24 protein-coding genes and 1 tRNA gene are annotated in these 21,154 nt (G+C 51.4%); 13 read left to right on the forward strand and 12 right to left on the reverse strand.

The genetic code is table 11. The annotated features are described in order from the left end of the window. Positions 1-289 precede the first annotated feature (289 nt). Together C1752_RS17820 and C1752_RS17825 are read left to right on the forward strand one after the other, a co-directional pair. The gene (locus C1752_RS17820; protein WP_110987413.1) at positions 290-673 is read left to right on the forward strand and encodes a DUF4346 domain-containing protein; all 384 of its coding nucleotides are present in this window, start codon (positions 290-292) and stop codon (positions 671-673) included. 73 nt (positions 674-746) lie between these two features. Beyond that, positions 747-1,205: a type IV pilin-like G/H family protein gene (locus tag C1752_RS17825; protein WP_158535130.1), complete on the forward strand. Its 459-nt coding sequence runs from the start codon at positions 747-749 to the stop codon at positions 1,203-1,205. Positions 1,206-1,239: 34 nt separating this feature from the next. Here C1752_RS17825 and C1752_RS17830 read toward each other — a convergent pair whose 3' ends face one another. The 6 genes from C1752_RS17830 to thyD form a co-directional block, all read right to left on the reverse strand. Beyond that, the gene (locus C1752_RS17830; protein ID WP_110987415.1) at positions 1,240-1,923 is read right to left on the reverse strand and encodes a TVP38/TMEM64 family protein; all 684 of its coding nucleotides are present in this window, start codon (positions 1,921-1,923) and stop codon (positions 1,240-1,242) included. A 12-nt stretch (positions 1,924-1,935) separates the two neighbouring features. Beyond that, positions 1,936-2,643: a TVP38/TMEM64 family protein gene (locus C1752_RS17835; RefSeq protein ID WP_199464445.1), complete on the reverse strand. Its 708-nt coding sequence runs from the start codon at positions 2,641-2,643 to the stop codon at positions 1,936-1,938. Positions 2,644-2,727: 84 nt separating this feature from the next. Further along, positions 2,728-3,723 carry an arsenosugar biosynthesis radical SAM (seleno)protein ArsS gene (arsS, locus tag C1752_RS17840; RefSeq protein ID WP_110987510.1) on the reverse strand — a complete coding sequence of 332 codons (996 nt, stop codon included), beginning with the start codon at positions 3,721-3,723 and terminating at the stop codon, positions 2,728-2,730. 37 nt (positions 3,724-3,760) lie between these two features. After that, positions 3,761-4,729: an arsenosugar biosynthesis arsenite methyltransferase ArsM gene (gene arsM / locus C1752_RS17845; protein ID WP_110987417.1), complete on the reverse strand. Its 969-nt coding sequence runs from the start codon at positions 4,727-4,729 to the stop codon at positions 3,761-3,763. 406 nt (positions 4,730-5,135) lie between these two features. Continuing rightward, positions 5,136-5,492, reverse strand: a complete 357-nt coding sequence (locus C1752_RS17850) for a cupin domain-containing protein (RefSeq protein ID WP_110987418.1) — start codon at positions 5,490-5,492, stop codon at positions 5,136-5,138. 32 nt (positions 5,493-5,524) lie between these two features. Further along, positions 5,525-6,445 (reverse strand): thylakoid membrane protein ThyD, encoded by a 921-nt coding sequence (thyD, locus tag C1752_RS17855; protein WP_110987419.1) that lies wholly within the window; start codon positions 6,443-6,445, stop codon positions 5,525-5,527. Between the two features lie 219 nt (positions 6,446-6,664). Between thyD and psb34 (C1752_RS17860) the strand changes: the two genes are divergently transcribed. The 3 genes from psb34 (C1752_RS17860) to C1752_RS17870 all read left to right on the forward strand — a co-directional run bounded on the left by psb34 (C1752_RS17860) (position 6,665) and on the right by C1752_RS17870 (position 7,327). Continuing rightward, complete coding sequence (gene psb34, locus C1752_RS17860) at positions 6,665-6,835, forward strand: photosystem II assembly protein Psb34 (RefSeq protein ID WP_110987420.1); 171 nt, start codon at positions 6,665-6,667, stop codon at positions 6,833-6,835. 64 nt (positions 6,836-6,899) lie between these two features. After that, positions 6,900-7,070, forward strand: coding sequence for a photosystem II assembly protein Psb34 (psb34, locus tag C1752_RS17865; protein ID WP_110987420.1), 171 nt, complete (start codon positions 6,900-6,902; stop codon positions 7,068-7,070). Positions 7,071-7,123: 53 nt separating this feature from the next. Further along, a complete protein-coding gene (locus tag C1752_RS17870; protein WP_110987421.1) occupies positions 7,124-7,327 on the forward strand; it encodes a photosystem II protein, Psb35-related in 204 nt (67 codons plus the stop codon). Positions 7,328-7,405: 78 nt separating this feature from the next. Here C1752_RS17870 and C1752_RS17875 read toward each other — a convergent pair whose 3' ends face one another. Beyond that, complete coding sequence (locus tag C1752_RS17875) at positions 7,406-8,860, reverse strand: site-2 protease family protein (RefSeq protein ID WP_110987422.1); 1,455 nt, start codon at positions 8,858-8,860, stop codon at positions 7,406-7,408. 50 nt (positions 8,861-8,910) lie between these two features. Here C1752_RS17875 and C1752_RS17880 point away from each other — a divergent pair, with 50 nt between their 5' ends. Both C1752_RS17880 and C1752_RS17885 read left to right on the forward strand, forming a co-directional pair. Further along, positions 8,911-9,570 carry an MBL fold metallo-hydrolase gene (locus tag C1752_RS17880; protein WP_110987423.1) on the forward strand — a complete coding sequence of 220 codons (660 nt, stop codon included), beginning with the start codon at positions 8,911-8,913 and terminating at the stop codon, positions 9,568-9,570. 93 nt (positions 9,571-9,663) lie between these two features. After that, on the forward strand, positions 9,664-10,671 hold the full coding sequence (locus C1752_RS17885; protein ID WP_110987424.1) for a GGDEF domain-containing protein: 1,008 nt from the start codon (positions 9,664-9,666) through the stop codon (positions 10,669-10,671). 122 nt (positions 10,672-10,793) lie between these two features. Here the strand turns inward: C1752_RS17885 and C1752_RS17890 are convergent, their stop codons facing one another. Both C1752_RS17890 and C1752_RS17895 read right to left on the reverse strand, forming a co-directional pair. Next, positions 10,794-11,666, reverse strand: coding sequence for an MBL fold metallo-hydrolase (locus C1752_RS17890; protein WP_110987425.1), 873 nt, complete (start codon positions 11,664-11,666; stop codon positions 10,794-10,796). 372 nt (positions 11,667-12,038) lie between these two features. Then, complete coding sequence (locus C1752_RS17895) at positions 12,039-14,741, reverse strand: CBS domain-containing protein (protein ID WP_110987426.1); 2,703 nt, start codon at positions 14,739-14,741, stop codon at positions 12,039-12,041. A 144-nt stretch (positions 14,742-14,885) separates the two neighbouring features. Here C1752_RS17895 and psbZ point away from each other — a divergent pair, with 144 nt between their 5' ends. From psbZ to tadA, 6 genes are all read left to right on the forward strand, one after another. Further along, positions 14,886-15,074 carry a photosystem II reaction center protein PsbZ gene (psbZ, locus tag C1752_RS17900; protein ID WP_110987427.1) on the forward strand — a complete coding sequence of 63 codons (189 nt, stop codon included), beginning with the start codon at positions 14,886-14,888 and terminating at the stop codon, positions 15,072-15,074. Between the two features lie 99 nt (positions 15,075-15,173). Further along, the gene (ribH, locus tag C1752_RS17905; protein ID WP_110987428.1) at positions 15,174-15,755 is read left to right on the forward strand and encodes a 6,7-dimethyl-8-ribityllumazine synthase; all 582 of its coding nucleotides are present in this window, start codon (positions 15,174-15,176) and stop codon (positions 15,753-15,755) included. Positions 15,756-15,808: 53 nt separating this feature from the next. Continuing rightward, positions 15,809-15,880, forward strand: a tRNA-Gly gene (locus C1752_RS17910). 336 nt (positions 15,881-16,216) lie between these two features. Next, positions 16,217-16,633 (forward strand): hypothetical protein, encoded by a 417-nt coding sequence (locus tag C1752_RS17915; RefSeq protein ID WP_146242371.1) that lies wholly within the window; start codon positions 16,217-16,219, stop codon positions 16,631-16,633. A gap of 11 nt (positions 16,634-16,644) precedes the next feature. Further along, positions 16,645-17,895 carry an aldehyde dehydrogenase family protein gene (locus C1752_RS17920; RefSeq protein ID WP_110987430.1) on the forward strand — a complete coding sequence of 417 codons (1,251 nt, stop codon included), beginning with the start codon at positions 16,645-16,647 and terminating at the stop codon, positions 17,893-17,895. Next, positions 17,892-18,356, forward strand: a complete 465-nt coding sequence (gene tadA, locus C1752_RS17925) for a tRNA adenosine(34) deaminase TadA (RefSeq protein WP_274704524.1) — start codon at positions 17,892-17,894, stop codon at positions 18,354-18,356. Before C1752_RS17920 ends, tadA begins: the two co-directional genes overlap by 4 nt. Positions 18,357-18,390: 34 nt before the next feature. Here the strand turns inward: tadA and C1752_RS29020 are convergent, their stop codons facing one another. The 3 genes from C1752_RS29020 to C1752_RS17935 are packed head-to-tail and all read right to left on the reverse strand — an operon-like array spanning position 18,391 to position 20,934. Beyond that, positions 18,391-18,567: a hypothetical protein gene (locus C1752_RS29020; RefSeq protein ID WP_199464437.1), complete on the reverse strand. Its 177-nt coding sequence runs from the start codon at positions 18,565-18,567 to the stop codon at positions 18,391-18,393. Positions 18,568-18,584: 17 nt separating this feature from the next. Next, entirely contained in the window at positions 18,585-20,006 is a 1,422-nt protein-coding gene (locus C1752_RS17930) for a glycosyltransferase (RefSeq protein WP_110987432.1), read from the reverse strand. Beyond that, positions 19,960-20,934, reverse strand: a complete 975-nt coding sequence (locus tag C1752_RS17935; protein WP_110987433.1) for a radical SAM protein — start codon at positions 20,932-20,934, stop codon at positions 19,960-19,962. The genes C1752_RS17930 and C1752_RS17935 overlap by 47 nt, the downstream gene beginning before the upstream one ends. Between the last annotated feature and the right edge of the window lie 220 nt (positions 20,935-21,154).

A 21,154-nucleotide genomic window follows, 5' to 3' on the forward strand; every position in this document is an offset into this window, starting at 1 on the left:
CCGCTAGAGTTCCCAAAGTTTACACAGAGTTAATCCTGGTAACCGTAAAATTTTCTACATATTTGAGATAGAAGAAATCGGTCCCGTGAATTCAAGCCGTATTTTAGTGCTCAGGGCTACATTCCTCGCCCTAATGCTATTTTCCTACTGCCAATGGATTAAGAATAGGATTGCAAGCTTATTACAAAAATCAATATAATTCGATCTCTCAATTTATCTAGCGACGGTACAGCACCGGACATTAAACTAGATCAGTTGAGATTTATTTGTCCTTCGATTTTTCAGAGCTATGAACGCCATTCTTGAGTCGCAAACAGCGACCAACGACAAGTTGTCCCAGCGTTTTATTGAGCTAGACCCTAGTGGATATTTCCTGATTTTCCTTGATCAACAATCCGGGCTCATTTGTGCTGAACACTACTCTAACAACATCAATAAGCAAGGATTAGCGACCGATCCTGAAACAGGAGAACCCCTTCCCTGTCACGGGTCTCTCAAGCGTCAACCCACAGCTTGCTTCAAAGCACATACGGCCAAGGAACTTTGTATCAAGATCTTTGAGGTGCCTCAAACTCAGTGGATCACCAAGTTAGATCATGCTGCCTATTTGGGCAGAGAATTTGTGCGGGCCGAAATAGCCTTGGCTAGCGGCACCCAATACATTCAGGACTGACGCGTGCCAGCGTCATCGGCCACACAGCTTACAGTAATCTTGCTCTAAAGAAATTGGTTCAATACTCTGCATCGTGACTAATCTACGCCTGTTTCCAGCATTGCTGCTTATCAGTTCTCTCCTCGGATGCACAGCTACAGAGGTTTCTGACTCTGGGCCTGCTTCTCCAGAGGAGGCAGGGAGCCTGACGGGACCGGCCAGAGAGCAAGAAGGCAAGGTTTCGGTTAGCACCCTTAGCAAGGCACAGCAGGCTTTCTTTTTAGAAAATAGCCGGTATGCTGAATCCCTCGATGAGTTAGACATTGCCCTAGCTCCTAAACACTATGAGCTAGAAATTGTTGAGGTTAGCAATCAGCAGGTGATTACGAAGGCAGTGCCCATAGAAGAGGGGCTAAAAAGCTATATAACAGGCGTCTCCGGCATCTCACAGCTCGTTGTTTGCGCCAGTGATGCGCCAGGGAAAGAAATCTCTAGCCCCGTTTTCCAGAATGAAGCCTGGGCCTGTGGACCCAATTCAACATTAGTGGAGTAAATCAGCACCTCTGTGATGGCCTGCGTTCAGGATCCTATGGGTAACGCCGCTTACGCATCAGTAAGGGGAAGGCCGACATTAGGGCAAGCAGGCTGCAGGCAATGATGAAGGAGCTGAGATTTTCCCCCTGCATTGCTTGATGTCCAGTCACACCGACCCAGGTATAGGCCATGACGCCCGGAATAATCCCAATGAGGGTTCCTAAGCTATAGGGCATCCAGTGGACTTCTGTCAGTCCAAATAGAAAGTTGACAAGATTAAAAGGTGAGATGGGCGCAAACCGAACGGTGAGTACAAAGGCAAACGGATGCTTTTGAATAGCGTCATTAAATACGGTGAGCAGCTTTTGATCGCGGATGCGTCGTTGTGCCCAGCCGTGCAGCAGAGAACGCGCCATCCAGAAAGCAGCTATTGCACCTAATGTCGCGCCAATGAGCGACCACAGGCTTCCCCAGACGAGACCAAAGGCAACTCCGCCCACTAGGGTGAGCACAACGCCGGGAATACCAATCATTGTGGCTCCAATATGGAGCAGGATGAAAATGACGACAGCCCAAAAGCCACTTTGACGAAGCTCTTCAAGCAAGCGCATCTGATTGAACAGCAGCGGAATGAACTCTAAGAGCTTGGGCAGCGCAAGCACACACAACAGTGATGCTAACGCCAGTAGTGCAGGCCGTGGCACATGTCGTTTCACCCTGGACAGTGATTGCTGCATCAGGATTTGTGCTCAGGACGAGACAGATTCTGTTTCTTTTGTTTCTGGTACCGCTTCAGCAAGGGCTTTACGGGCAATGCGAGTGACCACGACCGTGACGGCAACTGTTGCGATCAGACCAATGATCCGAATGGCCCAAGTGACAGTTGGATTCGAGGGTGCTTCTCCAGCCCCTAAGGTCGCTAGATTACCGGCTAAAGAACCGAGGTAAACATACATCACGGTGCCTGGAATCATACCGACAGAGCCAAAGAAGTAGTCCTTCAGCGAGACGTTGGTAACGCCAAGGCCGTAGTTAAGGATATTAAAGGGAAAAATTGGAGATAAACGGAGCAGAGTGACAATTTTAAAGCCCTCCTTGCCAACCGCTTTGTCGATGGCAGCAAAATTTTGATTGCCTTCAATTTTTTTAGCGACCCAGCCCCTAGCCAGGTAGCGCCCCACCAAAAATGCGAGGGTTGCTCCAACAGTTGCTCCAACGAAAACGACGAGAGAACCTTGAACGACGCCAAAGAGAACACCTGCCCCTAAGGTTAGAACTGAACCGGGAAGGAAGGCGACCGTGGCAACGATGTATATGCCGATAAATGCGATCGCACCTGCCGGACCCAGCCCCTTTACCCACTCCAAAGCATCCACTAGTAGCTGCTGCGGGTTAAATCCCGCATTAACGGCGGCCAAAGCCGGGGGTTGAAAAGTGATGAGCAGGCAAACCGCCATAGCAACAACCGTGTAGTACCAACGCTTAGATCGAAGAAACATAGTGTGACCTATTTAGAGAACTTGAGCCGAGGGTCAGGAATCTTAAACAAGGGAACCACCACAACTAGAACCGCAGCCAGCCGTACAGCCATAGCAAAACGCATCCGTCTGCACCTCTCCAATCACATCCAGGGAGCCTGCTGTCAGCAGCTTGCCTACGGTTAGAGGCTCTCCCTCAGGCGTTTGGGCGGGAATATCTTCCATTTGATTGAAGTCGCAGTCATAAATTTTGCCGTTGTAGTCCACCGAGAGCTGATTACGGCACATCAGATTTTCAATCGTGGCCGCATTAAACTGCGCTTCGAGAAACTGCAGGTAGGGCTGATGTAAATTACGATGCTGAAGGTGGAACTTGGTGCGGCCAATGGGTAGATTTGTGATCGCAAATAGACGATTAAAGACAATCCCAAAATGCTGACGAAGATAAGCCTTATAGTCCGGCTCTAAAGCTTCTTGATCAGGCGTCGCCGAGAACTCTGCCTGAGTAGGGATAGGGGGGTTATAGACTAAATCTAAAACCAGATCAGGATCTTGCCCGTAGCCCAGTTTATTGAGCCACTGTAGAGCCTTAATCGATTCGTCGTAGACACCCTGGCCCCGCATCTTATCGACATTATCTTCTAGATAGCAGGGCAGCGAAGCTACCACCCGTAGCTGGTGTTCCGCAAAATATTCCGGTAGATCTTCAAAGCCAGCTTGGAAGAAAATGGTCAAATTTGACCGCACAATCACCTCTTTCCCCTGAGCGCGTGCGACCTCAACTAGTGGCTTAAAGCCATAGTTCATCTCAGGCGCGCCCCCCGTCAGATCCACCGTTTGAATCTGAGGAAAACGCTCAATGACCTCAATCAACTGCTCACAGATCTCGGGCGTCAGCTCCTCAGTCCGCTTGGGACTGGCCTCAACATGACAGTGAGAGCAGGCCAGATTGCAGCGACGGCCCAGATTAATCTGCAGCACCGTGATGGGCTGCTTTGTAAGGGGTCGGTCTAGCTTCTCGGCAAAAGGCGTCAGGCGAGTATTTGCAGATGTGATCATGACATTCTCTAAAGAGCGTTGAGCATTATTCAGGAGACTAGCAGCAGCCACCCCCGTCATAGTGCCAAGTCGAATCTGTCACCACCACCTGCTGAGGGTGAGACTTCGCCATATTCCTTGCCGTCTTATCACATACGGCCACGGGAACGCCTAGAGTGAGAATATGTCCGGCCTGATCGTCGAAGTAGGAGTGAGGTCCGGTATAAATAGCCGTCTTTCCTGTAAAGACGCAGGCACCATCATCTGCAATATCAACCTTAAAAGAGACCGTATCTAAGCTCTCCAGCAGCAAATTTTCATCCATGCTGTAATTTTCTTTGTCCAGCAGCCGATAAGGTCGACGAGTACGGACCTCCACTTGACCAAAACCGGCCTTAATAATCCGCTGAACGTATTGCTCATAGGTCAATGCACCGGACAGACACATCGCTCGTAAGCGATCATCCTGCTGCAAATGCTCAGGGATAGCGCGAGTGGCAATAGGATCGCTCATGACCAAGCGACCACCGGGCTTCAGCACACGGTAGGTCTCTTGGAGTGCCCGGGTCAAATCTTCTGGCTCAAAAATGTTGAACAGGCAATTCTGAGCAACAACATCAACAGACGCATCCGCGACTGGTAGAGAGAAGGCATCTCCCTGACGTAGCTCAACGAAACTCGTTTCAAACCAATCATTGTCTTCGGCTGCTAGCTCTAAATTTCGAGCGGCGGCCTGCCGCATCTCATCAACTGGATCAACCGCGATGACGGCACCTGCGCGGCGGGAGAAGTAGGAAAACTGAAGGGCCTCTAAACCACCACCCACACCAACGTAGAGTACCGTTGGGGCACCTGATAGCTCTGCAGCATGAACGGTTGTGCCACAGCCATAATTCATCTCCTGCATTTGCAGAGGGATTTTAAGGCCTGGCAACTGCAGGGGCGTACTCTGAACACAGCACAGCCCTACATCGGGAGTTTCAGCAACTTCGCTATAAAATTTGGCAGCGGATTCAAGATAGGTCATCACAGTCTTTGCTATTCAATAGATGGGCTAGGCAGAACGTCTAGTTCAACTGATTCTCGCAGTTTTAACGACATAATAGACAAGGTTTTGTTGAGGTCTACACTGCAAATGACCGAGAATGTCCTGCAGCACCAAAGGGGGATAGGCCGAGAGTGGAGACCTTATCCGTTTGCTCGGATTAGTACCATAAAAAGCCAGGTCCCTGAATTTTCCCTGAGAACAACCCGATAGAAAGTTAAAGTCTGGTTTCCCTCAGCGGCGAAGCCTGGGGTAAAGCTGTTGAGGCATCGATTTTGAAGCAAGGGCACTACTTAAGCTATTTATTTCGAAAATTTAGATTCAAAAGTTCCCCTGACGACTGACTATCCTGGAACACAGTCACTGTAAATTATTCCCACTGTGATGACTATGTGGAATCTTGCCGCGAATCTTCTGCTTCAGAATGCAGCGTCGTCCCTGGCGTCAGGTATATAAACTTCGCGCCAGAGGGTGCAGCCGGTTTATGCCAGACCCCTTTCGGAATCACAAAAGAAGAGCCAGCAGGGGCGACAAAATGTTCTGGCTCCGCCCCCTGCATGAGCGTGACTTCAAACTCACCTTCAATAATGTAGAAAAACTCATCTGTATCGGGATGCATCTCCCAGACTGGAGAAATGCCGGTAATGCCACAAGCTCCCACAATAGAGCCATTGAAGGACGCTATGTTCAAGAAAGAACCTGCGGGGTTAACAGCTAGTTCAGAACGGATATTTTTGATTTCCATGGGCCTGTTCTGTCACTCACAACGACCGTCACCTAGTGCAGAATTTGCGTGAGGGCTTGCTTAACTTGAGGGTACTGATACCTGAATCCAGAGGCCTGAGTGTTCTGTGGCTGAACATTCTGTCCCGTCAAAATGACCTGCGCGGCTTCTCCCAGAAGTAGCTCTAAGGCAAACCCAGGGACAGGCAACCAAGAAGGACGATTAATAACCTTGCCTAACGTTGAGCAAAATTCGTTCATCCGCACAGGCTGAGGGGCTGTGGCATTATAGACCCCTGCCATCTGATTCTCCGTTAGGGCTTTAATGATCAGGCTTACTAAGTCATCACGATGCACCCACGAGAACCATTGGCGACCGGTCCCGACGGGGCCACCGCCGAATAGCTGAAAGGGAGGTAGCATGCGCTCCAATGCTCCACCTTTACCCAAGACAATGCCAATGCGAACGATCACGAGGCGAGTTCCAACGTCCTTGACAGACTGTGCTGCAGCTTCCCAGGATTGGCACACCTGCGCTAGAAAGTCATCACCGCTGGCGCTGGTCTCATCAAAGGTAGCGGTCTCGCTGGTGCCGTAGTAGCCGATGGCAGAAGCGTTAATCAAAACGCTAGGCTTTGCGTCAGCTTTAGCAATCGCCTCAACAATTTTTTCAGTTCCCAACTTGCGACTGGCAATGATTTCTTGTTTGTTATTGGCAGTCCAGCGTTCGCCGAATAAAGGCTCACCCGCTAAGTTAACAACACCGTCACAGCCCGAGATCTGAGCCTGCCAATCCCCCGACTCCTTGGGAGTGTAGGCAACAGCCTCAACCTGCGGGAACTCAGACCGAGGGAAGAGTTCGCCCGCCCTTCGAACATCCCGAGCAAGGACGATGACGCCATGTCCTTCTGCCTGCAGGCACTCGACAAGACGCTGCCCCACAAAGCCTGTTGCGCCTGTAATTGCTAACTTCATACTGCTTTTACACTCAGTGTTTCGCTCCGATCATACAAAACTCTGTGCTACACAAGCGACTCACATATTTTAGGCAACAGACATTGATCTCGAAGCACGATTCGCAGGCACAGCCCTCCAAGTCGCGCTTTACTTCCACTGCGAGAAAATGTCAAGATCTATTGCGATAAGTTTACGTATGTGATATATTTGTTTACAAATCAATACAAGGGAGTCTACATGATCAGTACAACTGACGAACGCGGCGTTATCAATAACTTTGCTAAAGATCCCGTTGCGTCTGCGGCTGAATATCCTTCTGAGGCTCAGCAGCGTCGCTACTGGATCATGGGTGCTGCAAGCACTGTTTTCATGGCAGGCGTCTTTGCCCTTGCCTATGCAGTCAGTTAGGTACCACCCTAATGGCTCATCTGCTCAATCTTTGTTTACAACACTATAAAAAAAGGAATTTTTAATGATCAGCACAACTGACGAACGTGGCGTTATCAACAACTTTGCAAAGGATCCTGTTGCGTCTGCGGCTGAATATCCTTCTGAGGCTCAGCAGCGTCGCTACTGGATCATGGGTGCTGCAAGCACTGTTTTCATGGCAGGCGTCTTTGCCCTTGCCTATGCAGTCAGTTAGATTTAGCAAGTTTGTTGACCGCTTGATTAACGAGCACCCATGAGAATTGTTCAATGTTCCTTCTGCTATCGCTGGCTATTGTTGGCTGGGTTTCGGCCTCAGCCTTAGGCACTCAGGCTCACTTTCGAGGTGGGGAACAGCCCCATGCTCGCGGTATCCGTGAGTCTTTTGTCAGACTGACGGCCATAATTACAGGACGAGGGACAGATCTTAGTCGTAAGGCCGTCGCAGATCAGGCGAGCCGCACTGGATTTTGAGGCAGGTTTCGTGAATCCTCTCACCCTCAGTTAGGGAGATGTGCGAGGAAAACGAAGATAATTCAACGAGTTACGAGCTTAGCCCATCTCAAACAGGAGGTGGGCTAAACTATGGGGCAATGGCAGAATAATGAGCAGCAGTAGGGCCAGAGAAACAAGGCCCAGCAGGTCTCGTCTGTTATCGAGTTCACTCACATCGTTAAGGGCTGGTTCATCAATGGCGGGAAGGCACAGAAGAATGATGGCCCACAGCAATAGCAAGGGCTGAATAAAAGATAGTAATAAAACCAACAGACGGGTCACCTGGCCGATGATGGCTCCGTTACGATGGCCAAACATGGCGTGAACGATATGTCCGCCATCTAGTTGGCCAACGGGCATCAGGTTGAGGGCGGTAACGATTAATCCCAGCCAACCTGCGATCGCAACTGGGTGTAAATCAATCATCTGCGCCATCGTCAGCTCAGTGGGGAAAGCTGCTTTGCTAATAAGTGCAAACAGAATAGAGATGCTGGGATTAAAGGCGTTCGTATCTAAGAGACTTGGCTGGGTCGGGATGCTGGTAAGAGAAGAGTGCATCAGCCCCCAGGTCAGTAGTGGCATCGTCACGACGAAGCCCGCCAGCGGTCCCGCTAATCCGATATCAAAAAGCGCCGTTCGATTGGGAACCGGAGAGCGCATTTGAATAAAGGCCCCAAACGTACCGAAACTGAAGGGCGGTGGCATCGGAATAAAGTAGGGGAGCGTTGCCTTGATTTTGTAAAAGCGGGCCGTTAGATAATGCCCAGATTCATGAATGCCCAAAATCAGCATAATTGCGATCGCATAGGGTAGCCCACCCCTCAGAACCGACAGATCTGTAAAAGACTGCCAAGTCAGCTCAGGCATCACGAGCTTAGCGCCAGCAAGCGTGGTGGTGATGAAAGTCGCGAATAGGAGGCCCAACGCCAGAACTGGTCGCGTTAATTGTCGGGCCTTCCGATTTCTTTGCGGATCGGGAACTAGCGCAAAAAACGGCTGGTTTTGAGCGCCTACCTGAAAGATCACAAGATAGCGATCGCCAAACTGCTGCCGAACATTATCGCGAATCGTTTGGTAGGCAGCATTGGCCTGCGCCTTCAACTGCCCTCGGCAAATAATTGCCTGGGGTTTGTAGTCAATTTTTTGCAAAAAATAGGTAGACCAAGGGAAGCAGGTTTGCAGCTGACTTTCTTCAGCCTTCGTCAGAGATAGGGGTTGAGGTTCAGGCATGGTCTTGATCTGCGGTTCAGATGATGGCGATGCAGAGCGCTTGGGATTCAAGCGCACGAGAGCTACATAGAGAATAGAACTCATCAGAAAAGAGCCAATTACCAAAGGGGGTGGAATCGGATCCTCGGTGCCATTGGCCGATACCCAGCCCACCATCAGTACCGCTGGAGCCATTAGGATTGCCCACAGAACCCACCAGGGCGTTTGGGTTACATAGACAACGCTGTATTGGACAATGAAGTACAGCAGCAATCCGAGCAGCAGCAGAGAGAACCAAATCATGCAATGCGATAGAGTGTGGACTCAACAGAAACAGGCGGCAAGAGAACATCGTGAGTAAAGCAGCACAGCAGGTTCTTGACTCAATTTTTGCCTTTCCTCCTAATCGAGAAACGTTAGGAGGGACCGCTTACCTCATTGTAGGCAATCCCTGGAACATCCTGGTAGATTGCCCTGCTTGGACCCCGGAGAACCAAAGCTTTATCGCTAGTCACGGCCCCGTTCAATGGCTGGCAATCACCCATCGTCAGGGGATTGGTGCCCATATTTCGCAAATGCAGCAGACCCTAGCCTGTCAAATTGCGATTCAAGAGCAGGAAGCCTACTTGTTGCCTAACTTACCGGTCACGGCCTTTCAAGACCGTTTATCCCTTTCAGACGATAGCTATCTGCTATGGACGCCCGGGCATTCGCCAGGTTCGGCCTGTTGTTACGACCGGCGGAGCCGCGTTCTGTTCACAGGGCGGCATCTCCTCCCTAATCTACAGGGACAGCCCACACCTCTACGAACGGCAAAGACTTTCCACTGGCCCCGTCAAATTCGCAGTCTTGAGAAGCTGCAAACTAGCTTTACGTCAGAGACATTGCAGTTTATCTGTCCCGGAGCCAACACTGGTTTTTTGCGCGGCCGACGAGTGATTGACCACGCCTATCAGGCTATTTGCAACCTCCAGCCGGATCGTTTACGGTGGGTTGAAATCCATGACGGGTGAGAACAAGGCCCTATTGGACACACAAAGGGAATCGAATCATCCGTGGAGAGAGTTATCGCCCCGACTACGCAGTGCCAGGTGAGGGGATAGAGAATGCAGCTTCCCTATGTTCAGCTATTGATCATTGAAGATGATGCGCTGGACGTTGAAATTGTCCGAGAGTGGTTGGCGGAGATTCCATCATTCTTAGTTACCCTTGAGCATTGTGAGACTTTGGCGGCGGGGCTTGAGAGACTCAAAGATAGTCATGCTCCAATCCATTTGGCGCTGCTAGATCTGAACTTGCCAGATGCCCAGGGACTCAGCGGTCTCCTCAAGCTACATCAAGCTTTTCCCAAGCTACCGATCATTATTTTCAGCGGCAATACCGATGAGAGGCTGGCCTTAGAGGCGGTTCAAAAAGGCGCACAGGACTATCTCATCAAAGGACAGTTTGATGGCAAACTGCTCCAGCACAGTGTTCGCTATGCCATCGAACGGCAGAAGCTTTATTTAGAGCTAGAAGATAAGACACGGCAACTACAGCTGCTATCTCAGCAGCTAGAGACGAATAATCAAAAGCTAGAGCAGCTGGCAACGATTGACAGCTTGACTCAGATTAACAATCGACGACAGCTTGATCAGCTCTATCAAGCTGAGTGGAAGCGCCTGTGCCGGGAACAGCGGCCTCTCTCTTTGCTCATGTGTGATGTTGACTATTTCAAAGCCTATAACGACGCCTACGGCCATCCAGCCGGAGACCTGTGCTTACAGCAAGTCGCTCAGGTGCTGCTCAAGTCAGCCAAGCGCCCTGCTGACTGTGTGGCTCGCTATGGTGGCGAAGAATTTATGGTGATCTTACCTAACACTGATGTAGCTGGTGCAGTGCATGTGGCAGGGCTTATTCAATCAGGCTTACATCAAATACATTTACACCATGCGCACTCATCAGCTAGCGATCGGGTAACGCTGAGCATCGGGGTTGCCAGTCAAGTCCCAATGTCTGGGGTGGATCCTGCTGTGCTGATTGCAGCGGCGGACCAGGCTCTATATGCGGCAAAAAATCAGGGACGGGACTGCATTCAAGCTTATCCAGACAATCCGAGCCATCCCAGTAGCTAAATGTGTCAATCCTTAGGGTAGGTGGCTTGGGCAGACCGTCTTGATGAAGATGGCGAGAGGATCAAGGTAAGCTCAGACTCTTCCGCTGATGCTGTTGACCGAATTTTGGTGCGTTCGGTTGTTTAAACCGTGTCCATCCAATCAATACAGTCCTGGAGCTGCTGTTGCATGCGTTGAGGGTCGGCAGAGTGACGACGACCGTGGCCTGGGAGTACCCACTCAAATCGGTAGTCTAGGAGGCGCTTCATCGCTTCAATTTGTTGCGGCCAGGAATACCAGCAAAAGCGATGAAAGCCGACGAGGTGGTCCAAGGTCCGCGACCATGCAAGGTGATCGCCGGTAAAAAGAAAGCGATTTTGATATAGCAAAACGGTATGCCCCTTGGTGTGGCCTGGGACGGGGATGATCTGCAGGTCTGGTGCCAATTTAAAAGACTCTTGGCCTTCAAGCTGGATCTCAACCTCTTGGGTCGCAGGTGTGATGTCGTCTTGGTGGAGGATGCGATCGCAACCAAATCGCTCCCGAAATTTTTCATGATCGGCCACATCATCCCGATGGGTGAGGTAGAGATAGCGTATGCCCCCCAGTGCCTCCAGGTTTTTAACCAGCGGCGGCGCAAACCGAGGAGAATCCACCAGCACGTTGCCCTCCGGTCGCTGAATGAAGTAGCTCGCCGCCCCAAAAGACTTTTCAGAATGGTAGCCGCAGTGATAGACCCCATCCTCAATCAACAGCGGAAAGCTTTGCTGCGCCTTACGGATATCCCTAGGCTTCTCCACCGTACCAATCGAAGCAGTTGGGCAAGCTAACAATGCCTGTAGACTCTCCAAACGCTCCTGCTCAGTGGCAGGCTGATGATAAACCGCCGACTGACCTGCCTCACGGCTGAAAACCTGAGGCGTCATCCAGCGACAGGTATCGCAGTCGATGCAGGTGCTATCAACGTAAAACTCACCTGCGACATTTTCAGTTCGTCGTTCGGTTAAATGGGCCATGCTTTCCCCTCTCAATCGCGGCTAACTCTAGCTTAGCGTCTGCATTCAAGCGCGAGAGGGGGCGACAAATTTACTTCCACCTCGATACCCCTTCACAAAAAAGCTGCTCCCCAGCAGAACCAATGCCAGAGAGCATCCATAAATCAGTGGTCTTTTGTGTTCCCCAGATCACCGAATACTCCCAGCCTCCATTGCCGGGAGATATATATAATCTAACCGCGTGATTTTTCAGAACCCTGAGTAAAAATACGGATTAATTCGGTTTTTTCAAGGTTGACGATCAATCTATAGCCGTCGCCAGCTGAGTTAAGATAGCGCGGCTCCGGCACATAACTTTCAATCGCTTTGATGTCCTAATCAATATGTCGAAGGCTACATCAGAGGATATTGGTGTTGCACCCATTGCTCGGCTGTCGCTCGGTCCCGCAAAGTACCGTCGACCATTTCCGCCCATAGCTCCGACAGCATCTGCTTAAACTGCTGTCCCGGCTGATATCCGAGGCGAATTAAATCGGAACCATTGAGCAACGGCTTAAGTTGAGACCAGTAATTGAGATATTGCCAAATGGAGCACCGCAGTGCCAGATCACCCCGAGCCGCGAGCAAAAGAAGCAGGGCCAGATCGATTTGCTGAAGTTGTCGAGCGATTAGGCTCGGACGTGGCTCTGCCGAGGACAGAAGTTGAGCCAGTGCCTGCTGAGTGGTGGCTAACGTTTTGAGTCTTTGTTGAGAGGACTCTGAAAGGTGCAGGGTAATCGCCACTGGGTGTGCCAATTCTGGAGGTAGCTCCAATAATAAGTGCTCTAGAATCAAGAGCCACTGCGGGATAGCTTTGGCCTCTGGGTCAAAGCTATGGTGCCAGCGGAGGACAATGCGGCTTTGTTTCCACCAGTTTTGCCCAAGGTTCAACTGGGGATGCAGGCACTGGAGCGCATCCAAGTTTTCTAAAAGCTTGAGAGCAGTGGGCCAATAGTCCGTCTTGAAAATGTATTTAAGTTCGTTGCGAAGGCGGGCCTGCAGGGCCGGTGTTTTCTGGTTTTCTCCCTGGGTCTGTTGGTAGATGCCACTTGAGATCGCATTTCTAACATACCGCTCTGTCTGTCCCTCAATCTCAAACCCCAAACGTGTAGCGAACCTTACCGCCCTAAAGATCCGGGTCGGATCTTCAATAAAGCTATTCGGGTGCAAAACCCGCACCTGACGCTGCTGTAAATCTTCTAAACCGCCAAAGAAATCAAGCAGCTCTCCACCCTGTCGCTGCCTCTGGCGATGGGGCGTCAGCCGCACTGCTAAAGCATTAATTGTAAAGTCCCGCCGATAAAGGTCTTGGCGAATCGAGCTAGCCGTGACCTCAGGATTCGCTGCCGGATAGGGATAAAACTCACTGCGGGCCGTAGCAATATCAACTGCAAACGTGCCTAAAACCGGATCTTGATTCCAAAGCAGCGCCGCCGTCTGAAACTGACCAAAAATCTGGAGCTGGGCCTCAGGATGTCGCTGCTGAACAAGCTGAGCCAACGCCGCTCCTTCGCTCTCGCCCGTATGCACCCCGTCCACCACCAGATCAAACTCCTGTAGCTTGGGAGGCTGCTCCGCTAGCAGCAGATCCCGCACCGCCCCACCCACGAGGTAGAGCTGCCATCCCTGCTGTTCTGCTAATTGTGCAACCTCAGTTAAAACAGCCTGCAGCGGCTGCGGCAAAAGGGTCTGTAGCCGATCCTGCATAGAAGTTCGCACCACTGTCTGCTGAGACTGCAGCTCTGGCTGCTTGAGCTGATGAAGCTGACGGAGCATATCTGTGCGAGTGACAATGCCCACTAGCTGATTTTTGTCTAAAACCGGTAAACGCCCAATATCGTAGGTCACCATCAATCGCTCAATTTCAGGCAGAGGCGTATTTAAACAAATGGTTCGCACCGGAGCCTTCATATAGCCCTTCGTGGGTGCATGGCCGAAGCCGTGGTGCAGCGCTAGATCAAGATCTCGGCGCGAAATAATTCCCACGAGCTGCTCTTGGTCATCAAGGACAGACAGACCCGAGTGACCGTAGCGGAGCAAAATGCGACGAGCCTGATTGATTGTCGTGTGGGGGCGAATTGTGCGGACCGGCGACGACATCAGATCCGCCGCCGTCAGAGGCTGCGGAATCTGCGCCACCAAGTCTGACAAAAGTTCGTCGATCACGACCTGAGGCTGGTCCGTTTTCAGCGTTGCCGCTGCTGCCCGTGGATGCCCGCCGCCCCCCAAAGGATGCAGCAACTGGTGCAGGTTAATTCCCTCCACTCGGCAGCGGCCAATCAGGTTCAGGCGGTTTTGGGCCGATTTTCGCGTTTGGTAGGCATTCCCGAGCATGAGACTATCACTCTCGCTCAGCGTCATCAACTGAGAGGCAAGACTAGAGAGACCCGGAACATAGTTCGCGGTGTGCAGCAGCACCCAAGCAATCTGATAGCCGTGAACGTTACGCGTCTGCATCCGGTGCAGCGCTTGCCCCAAAAGCTCCTGGAGTTCTGCCGAGAATCGAGGATCGGTATAGGTTGCGATCGCCTGCTGATTTGCTCCCTGGGTCATCAGCCAAGCAAGGGCTACCGCATCTCTAGGGGTTGCGCGATCATAGGTCAGCGACCCCGTATCCACATGTATGCCGAGGGCCATCACCGTTGCATCAGGAGCTGAAATTTGCACCGCCTGAGCCTGGAGCTTTTCCACTAGAATAGTTGTCGCTGCCCCCACTGGCTCCAGTTCAAGACGCTGAGCCGGAATATCGCTCTCAACTTCTAGATGGTGATCGTAAATCGTGATCGGAAGATCGGGAATCTCTAGCCACTCGCTGGCTTTATCCAGTAGCTCTCGCTGCTGGACATCGACAATGGTGAGCGATCGCAACGTCTCTGCACTCACCGATCGCCGCTCAATTAGCGGATACTCATCGCGGTAAAGCGCCAAAAATTCCCGCACCGCCGGATGGGCACCCCCACACAGTACAATCCGAGTCCCGGGCTGTAGCCGAGCAACGCCCACTGCGGCCCCCAGCGTGTCAAAATCAGCCGTTCGATGACAAAGCACCACGTCCATTAGGCGTACTCCAACGTCCTTCTATCGAGGGGCGAACCCTTTTGAGGTATGATCAGTTTCGAGTAATCTGCAGGCACACTCAGTCGCCTCACTTAGCTTTTTTTCTATTTAAATCGTCTTTTACCGCTTGATTGGGAGAGAACCATGACAATAGCCTTTCAATTTCTGCTCTACTTCTTCGTGTTTGTCAGCTCCGTAATGGCTGTGGGTGTGCCCGTAGTTTACGCCACTGTTGACGATTCAGCTCAGGTAAGAAGATTTGTTGGAGTTAGCTCTACTACTTGGTTTGTCCTACTAATTCTCGTCACAGTCACAACTTTTTTTGTGGTGTAGCAGAACTACATTCTGACTTACACCCCATCTGGAAGCGACAGATTGCTTTCGTTAAGATGGGGTGTCTTTGTTTCTAATACCCCTTAGGCTTAACGCTCAATGGCAACTTTTGAGGGAAATTTTACTCAAACATCTGGTTTACGGTTTGCGATCGTCATTGGTCGCTTCAACGATCTGGTCACTAGCAAAATCCTGGCCGGTTGTCAGGATGGTCTGCAGCGCCACGGTGTTGATGTCGGCCCAGACAGTCCACAGGTTGACTATATCTGGGTCCCGGGTTGTTTTGAGATCCCGCTTGTTTCGCGCCAGCTGGTTTTGTCTCAGCGATATGATGCGGTGATTTGCCTAGGGGCCGTCATTCGCGGTCAAACCCCGCACTTTGACTATGTTGCCGGGGAAGTTGCCAAAGGCGTTGCCGCCACGGGCCTCCAAACGGGGGTGCCGGTTATTTTTGGCATTCTCACCGTAGACAGCATGCAGCAGGCCCTAGAACGCGCCGGTATTAAGAGCAACAAGGGCTGGGAATTTGCCATGAATGCACTGGAGATGGCAAGCCTGATGCAGAGCATTAAACAAGGTATGCAGCCCGCCGCCTTTGATTCTAGAGGAGGCGCGCTGCCCGCCGCTCAAAATACGATTGCGGCTCAGTCTACCGTGACGGATCCAGCAGAATCACTGTGATAAATATTGACAGAAATCAGCTTTGTCTGCGAAGCTTGTAGAACGCTAATTTTGCGGGTATAGCTCAGTGGTAGAGCGTCACCTTGCCAAGGTGAATGTCGCGCGTTCGAATCGCGTTACCCGCTTCGCATCATCTAACCGAGAAAAGTTCTCTCTGCTCGGAGAGGTTAACTTTTAGGCTGCGTCTCTCTAAGTTTGGGTGAACAGAAAAAAGTGTAAGGTGCCTGTATTACTAGAACTATCGGTGGCTTCAATACGATCGTTCTTGAAAGATTTGTTGATGGATGGCCCAAGAGACTGTGGTCCTGATCACAAAGTGATTGAGGTTAGAATTATCAATAACGAACGTGAGCCATAGGGTTGACTGACAAGGTTGACTGAACGCTATGACCTTTACGGTGGGTGGGTCAGGTGCGATATTTCTCCCGCCGCGCCAGCTGCTGCATGAGCTCTGCTCTCCTATGCCTCAGATGAAAGCAGACCGAATTGATACAGGGATGCACTATCCTTGTCCCTGCTGTCGCCGCGGGCAGCTCTATCTCATTACCTTGACGGAAGCTCTAGGCTGCCGAAAGTGCCAGAAAATTTTTGTCATTCAGCCAGATGGATGTACGATTGAGCACCTCTCAACCTATCCCGTAGGTCAGGTTTGGCGGTGGGATGGTCGAGACTGGCGTCCGGTACGCCAACATTGGCCAGGACGCTCCGTTCTTTTAATCAGCCTAGGGGTTTCTGCGGTCCTGCTATTGATCGGCATTTTGCTGACGTCACAGATTAATTTCAGAAGCGAGATGCTACTATGGTGGACTGTCATGGCTATTGTTGTGGGCATGTTATGTGCAGGAGTACTGCTGTTCTTACGATCTCGCCGTTACTAATGTCTTAATTTATGGATGCCTCCTCCACTGCTGATCCTGCAACCACACTGCATCAGATTCGCCGAGCGGCAACAACGTTAGGTAAAGCCGATAGCCAAACGCGCAACCAGGCCATTCAGAGATTGGCAGAGGCGCTGCGTGAGCATCAGAATGAGCTTCTAGAGGCTAACACCCTTGATTTAGAAATGAGCCGTGAGCTGGCCGTACCAAGCATTGTCCTCAACTGGCTGAAGCTGACGCCTGAACGTCTCAGTCGCGTGGGGGCTATCTTAGATCAGCTTGTGCATCTACCTGATCCACTCGTCAGTCGCCCAACTGTGCTGCCTGCTGCCCAGGGATATGCACGGGCCACGCCTCTGGGGATTGTCGGATTTGTCTATGAGGCTTTCCCTGAGCTACCGCTGCTGCTGGCGGCGATGTGTTGGAAAACAGGCAATGGGTTGCTGCTCCAGGGAGATATGGCAAGTCGCAATTCCAACCAGTTTGTGGTGGAATTGCTGCAGCAAATTTTGAGTCAGACAAAGCTGCCAGAGGCTTGTGTACAGGTCTCTAGCAGCGACCTCAATCAAGGAATGCAGAATTTAGCTGCGGTGGATTTGGTTATTCCCTATGGTCGTCCCCGTTTTATTCAGCAGATCCATCAGCAAGCAAAGGTGCCGACCCTCTGCCCCACCATTGGCAATTGCTATCTCTACTGGTCTGAGTCCTGCAACAGCGAACAGGCAAGATGTCTAATTCTCGATAGTCATATCGGCTGCCCAGAGGCGATCAATGCCATTGAGAAGGTCTTAATTCCTCCTTCCCTTAAAACTTCGCGGTTGACGCTGCTGTGGGGGGCTCTCAAAGAACAGGGCTTTGAACTTCGGGGCGATGCTGAAATGGTGGCGGAGTTCCCCGATCTGACGTTGGCGACCAAAGAGGAATGGCATCAGCCCTATCTGCAGAAAACGGTGGCTTTTCGACGCGTTGCCGATCTCGATCATGCAGTGCAGTGGATCAATCTCCACAGTCATGGTCAGGCAGACTGTCTGGCCACTGAATCCTATGCCGAAAGTCGACAGTTTGCGCTCAGTATCCAAAGTGCGACCACCTATATCAATGCTTCGCCTCGCTTTTCGCGCCAGTGTGGGGGACCACAGGGCACCGTCGCCTTTGGGACCTGTAGTCGCCGAAGTTTGTATCCGGGCGTGATCAGTCTGCAAACGCTGCTGGCGACCAAACAAATCATTCAGGGCGATGGCGGTGTGGGAACCTCGCCGTGAGCTTTTCTTATCAGGATCACTGTCGGTGGATGGAAAAAGCAATCGCAGTGGCAACGAAAGCAGGCGAAGCGGGTGAAGTCCCGGTCGGTGCCGTTGTTGTTGATGGTCAAGGGGAATGTGTTGCGATCGCATCCAATCGGCGACAGCGGGACTGTGACCCTACCGCCCATGCAGAAGTATTAGCGCTCCGTCATGTCGGGCACAAACTGCAGACTTGGCACTTGAATCAATGTACGTTGTATGTCACCCTCGAACCCTGTCCTATGTGTGCTGGCGCGCTCCTACAGGCCCGACTCGGTTTAGTGGTCTATGGTGCTGACGATCCGAAAACGGGAGCGTTACGGACAGCACTTAACCTACCAGACGGCCCAGGGTCAACCCATCGATTGTCAGTTCTCGGCGGCATTTTAGAATCAACCTGCCGCCAGCAACTGCAGGACTGGTTTACCCATCGACGCTGAGTTAATACGATAAGTATCTTTAGAAGCCGCATCCCTAAGGGACAGAAGAGGGGCTGTCGTTGGCCCCTGGGATAATCAAATCTGGCTGTTCTTCAAGCTGTTCTAGACTTAGGTTGACCGCAACAGAAAGCAGCCCTCCAAACAAGATTGCTAAAAATAGACAGCCAAAGGTGGCTATTAGCAACTGTCGCTTCCAAGATGCCATAACCATCAACGACTTCCCAACACCTATTCCTGGATACAGACTTCGCCAGCGCCTTGATGCATTGTTTTCACCCACTTCAGCCGCTTCGGCCTCACGGACATACGAGCAGCAATACTTGCCACCACCACGAACCAGTGGCACATATACAGCGTTCCCTGCAGGGTCTGAGCCATCAACACCAAAGGCTGAAAGGGCTGCTCCTGCTGGCGTCGCACCTTATCTAAGCCAGCACACATCCCGACCAAAGATAGCCCTAGCGTAATGCCGGTAATCGGGGTCAGCAAAGGCAGTTGGCTACGGGTCGTCGCCATCAGCAAATCGGGAACCGCCGCAGACGGCAAAAAGTATTGCGTAATCCAGAACATTAGCAAATCAACTGACTTGCGCAGGCCGAGCTGATTGCGAATCAGTAACGGCCAATAATCTAAATACCGCTGATACCCTCCCTCAGCCCACCGATTGCGCTGGTGCCAAAGCGAAATCGCTTGAGTCACGCCCTCCTCTTGAACCGCAGGCTGAAACAAGAAGTCGATATCCCACTCGCTTAGATGCAAACGCAGCGTTAGATCGAGATCATCTGTAATCGTTTCTTCATTCCAGCCACCACACTCTTTGAGTGCCGCGCGCCGCACAAATTGACCATTGCCCCGCAGTTCACCAATGCCCCCTAGAGCAATCCGCCGCTTCTGCCAAAAGGCATCTAGAATCATCTCTGAGCTTTGACCTCGGGTCCAGAAATTTGTGGAGGCATTTGCAATCGCTTTTCGCACCTGTACTGCTCCCACCCGTGGCCGCTCAAAGAAAGGAACAATCTGTCGCAGCAAACCTGGCGTCACCCTGGCATCGGCATCAAAAACACCAATAATATCTCCATTCGTCAACGGCAAGATCTGATTCAGGGCACCGGACTTCCCTCCCGCTGCATCTGCCGCTCGTCGCTTGAGCTGAAGCTGCGGGTATTTTTGGGTCAGCGTCTGCAAAACCTGGAACGTATCGTCTGTGCTGTTATCATCAACCACCCACAGCTCATAACGGCTAGCTGGATAATCAACCGCACAAAGTGTGTCAACAAGATCGCTAATCACTGACGCCTCATTTTTAGCGGCCACCAGCAAAGAAACGTAAGGGTAGTCACTCTCCGCAAGATCTGAGCCAAGTGGCTCTGGCACAGGCATAGCCTGCGCACACAGCAGGCGCAAAGCATGAACGCCCATCAAGGTCGTCATGCCATAGACGAGCCAAACCCCACCTGACATCAGATGCAGCGCAATCGTGCTACTCCAAACCAATGCCAAAACCAAGGCTGCCTTACGGCGGCGACCTTCTCCCCCTGGATAATCGGGCGGCTCTTCCATCTCCGAGAGTTCTGCAGCTTCCATCAGCGCAGCGCTAAGAGACTTAGGCGAGCTGCAAAAATCTTTTTCGGGCCAGGAATTCTCCGGCATAGGTCACTTGATTTAACAACCAATACTTATCAACACCTTTAAAGAAGCTAGGGATGAGATAGCACCAAACGGTACAACCATCACATACAGATAGCTTGCCCTGCGACTGTCTATATTCTTCTACCGTTTCAGACTCGCGATACAGTTCATAAAGACGACCTGCAATCGGAACCCCCTGCTGGGCAAAGTGGTAGCACGGCAGCAGTAGTTCATCATTGGGAGAGATGGCAATCACAGCATCAACCGCCTTGCAGCGGGGCTGATTAATATCGTTGCCCCCATCTCGGATGAAGGCTAGCGCCGCCTTGTTGTAGCCGAGATTGGGATACTGACGGGCGCTACTTTCAATCGCCGCCACAATCTCAGGAGTCGGATTCTTTTTGTCATTGTAGTGGCTATGGGCCGTGAAGGCAGGGTTCAACCAGACTCTTACCCCTAGCTGCTGTGCGAGTTCAGCGATCTCGTGCAGGCGCGTGTAGTTCTGGGCCGTCACCGTATGGTTGAGTACCGGATATTCACCTAGCTCCAGTGCGATCTGCACGGAGTTAACCAGGGTCTCAAAAATTTGAACCCCCCTTGACTGGTCGTGAGTTTCAGCATTTGCACCATCCAAAGAGAAGTTAAGGAAATCAACGAGGCCCTTAATCTCTTGCGCTTTTTGAGGATACAGAATGGTATTCGTGGTCATGCTGGTATAGAAGCCCAGCGCCTTTGCTCTTTGATAAATCTCCCCGACATCAGAGCGCAACAGCGGCTCCCCGCCAGTAAAGTCAACGTACTTGACGCCCAACCGCTTTAGGTCGTTTAGATTATGGGTAATCGTCTCCAGGCTAGCTTCTTGCCCTGGCTCAAGGGACCAAATATCGCAAAAATGACAGCGGGCATTACAGCGGTAAGTCAAATAGTAATTAGCGACGAGTGGTGCCATCGGACTCAGTTCACAATCATGGATGGGGCAAAAGCGGCCGCCTCGGGACTGCGGCAAATGGGCAACCAGCAAATCTTACCTTGAGGACTCAAATAATCCCCACTGCTGCCTTCCTCACCTATACCATAAAGTTAAGTTAAGTACTCTTCTAATCTTAATTCTCAAGGGGAAAACTAACCTGCTTATTCTTTACCCAGACAGAAACAGGCTCAGGTTAAAT

This window comes from Acaryochloris thomasi RCC1774 (assembly GCF_003231495.1).
In the GTDB taxonomy this organism is placed as follows: Bacteria; Cyanobacteriota; Cyanobacteriia; order Thermosynechococcales; family Thermosynechococcaceae; genus RCC1774.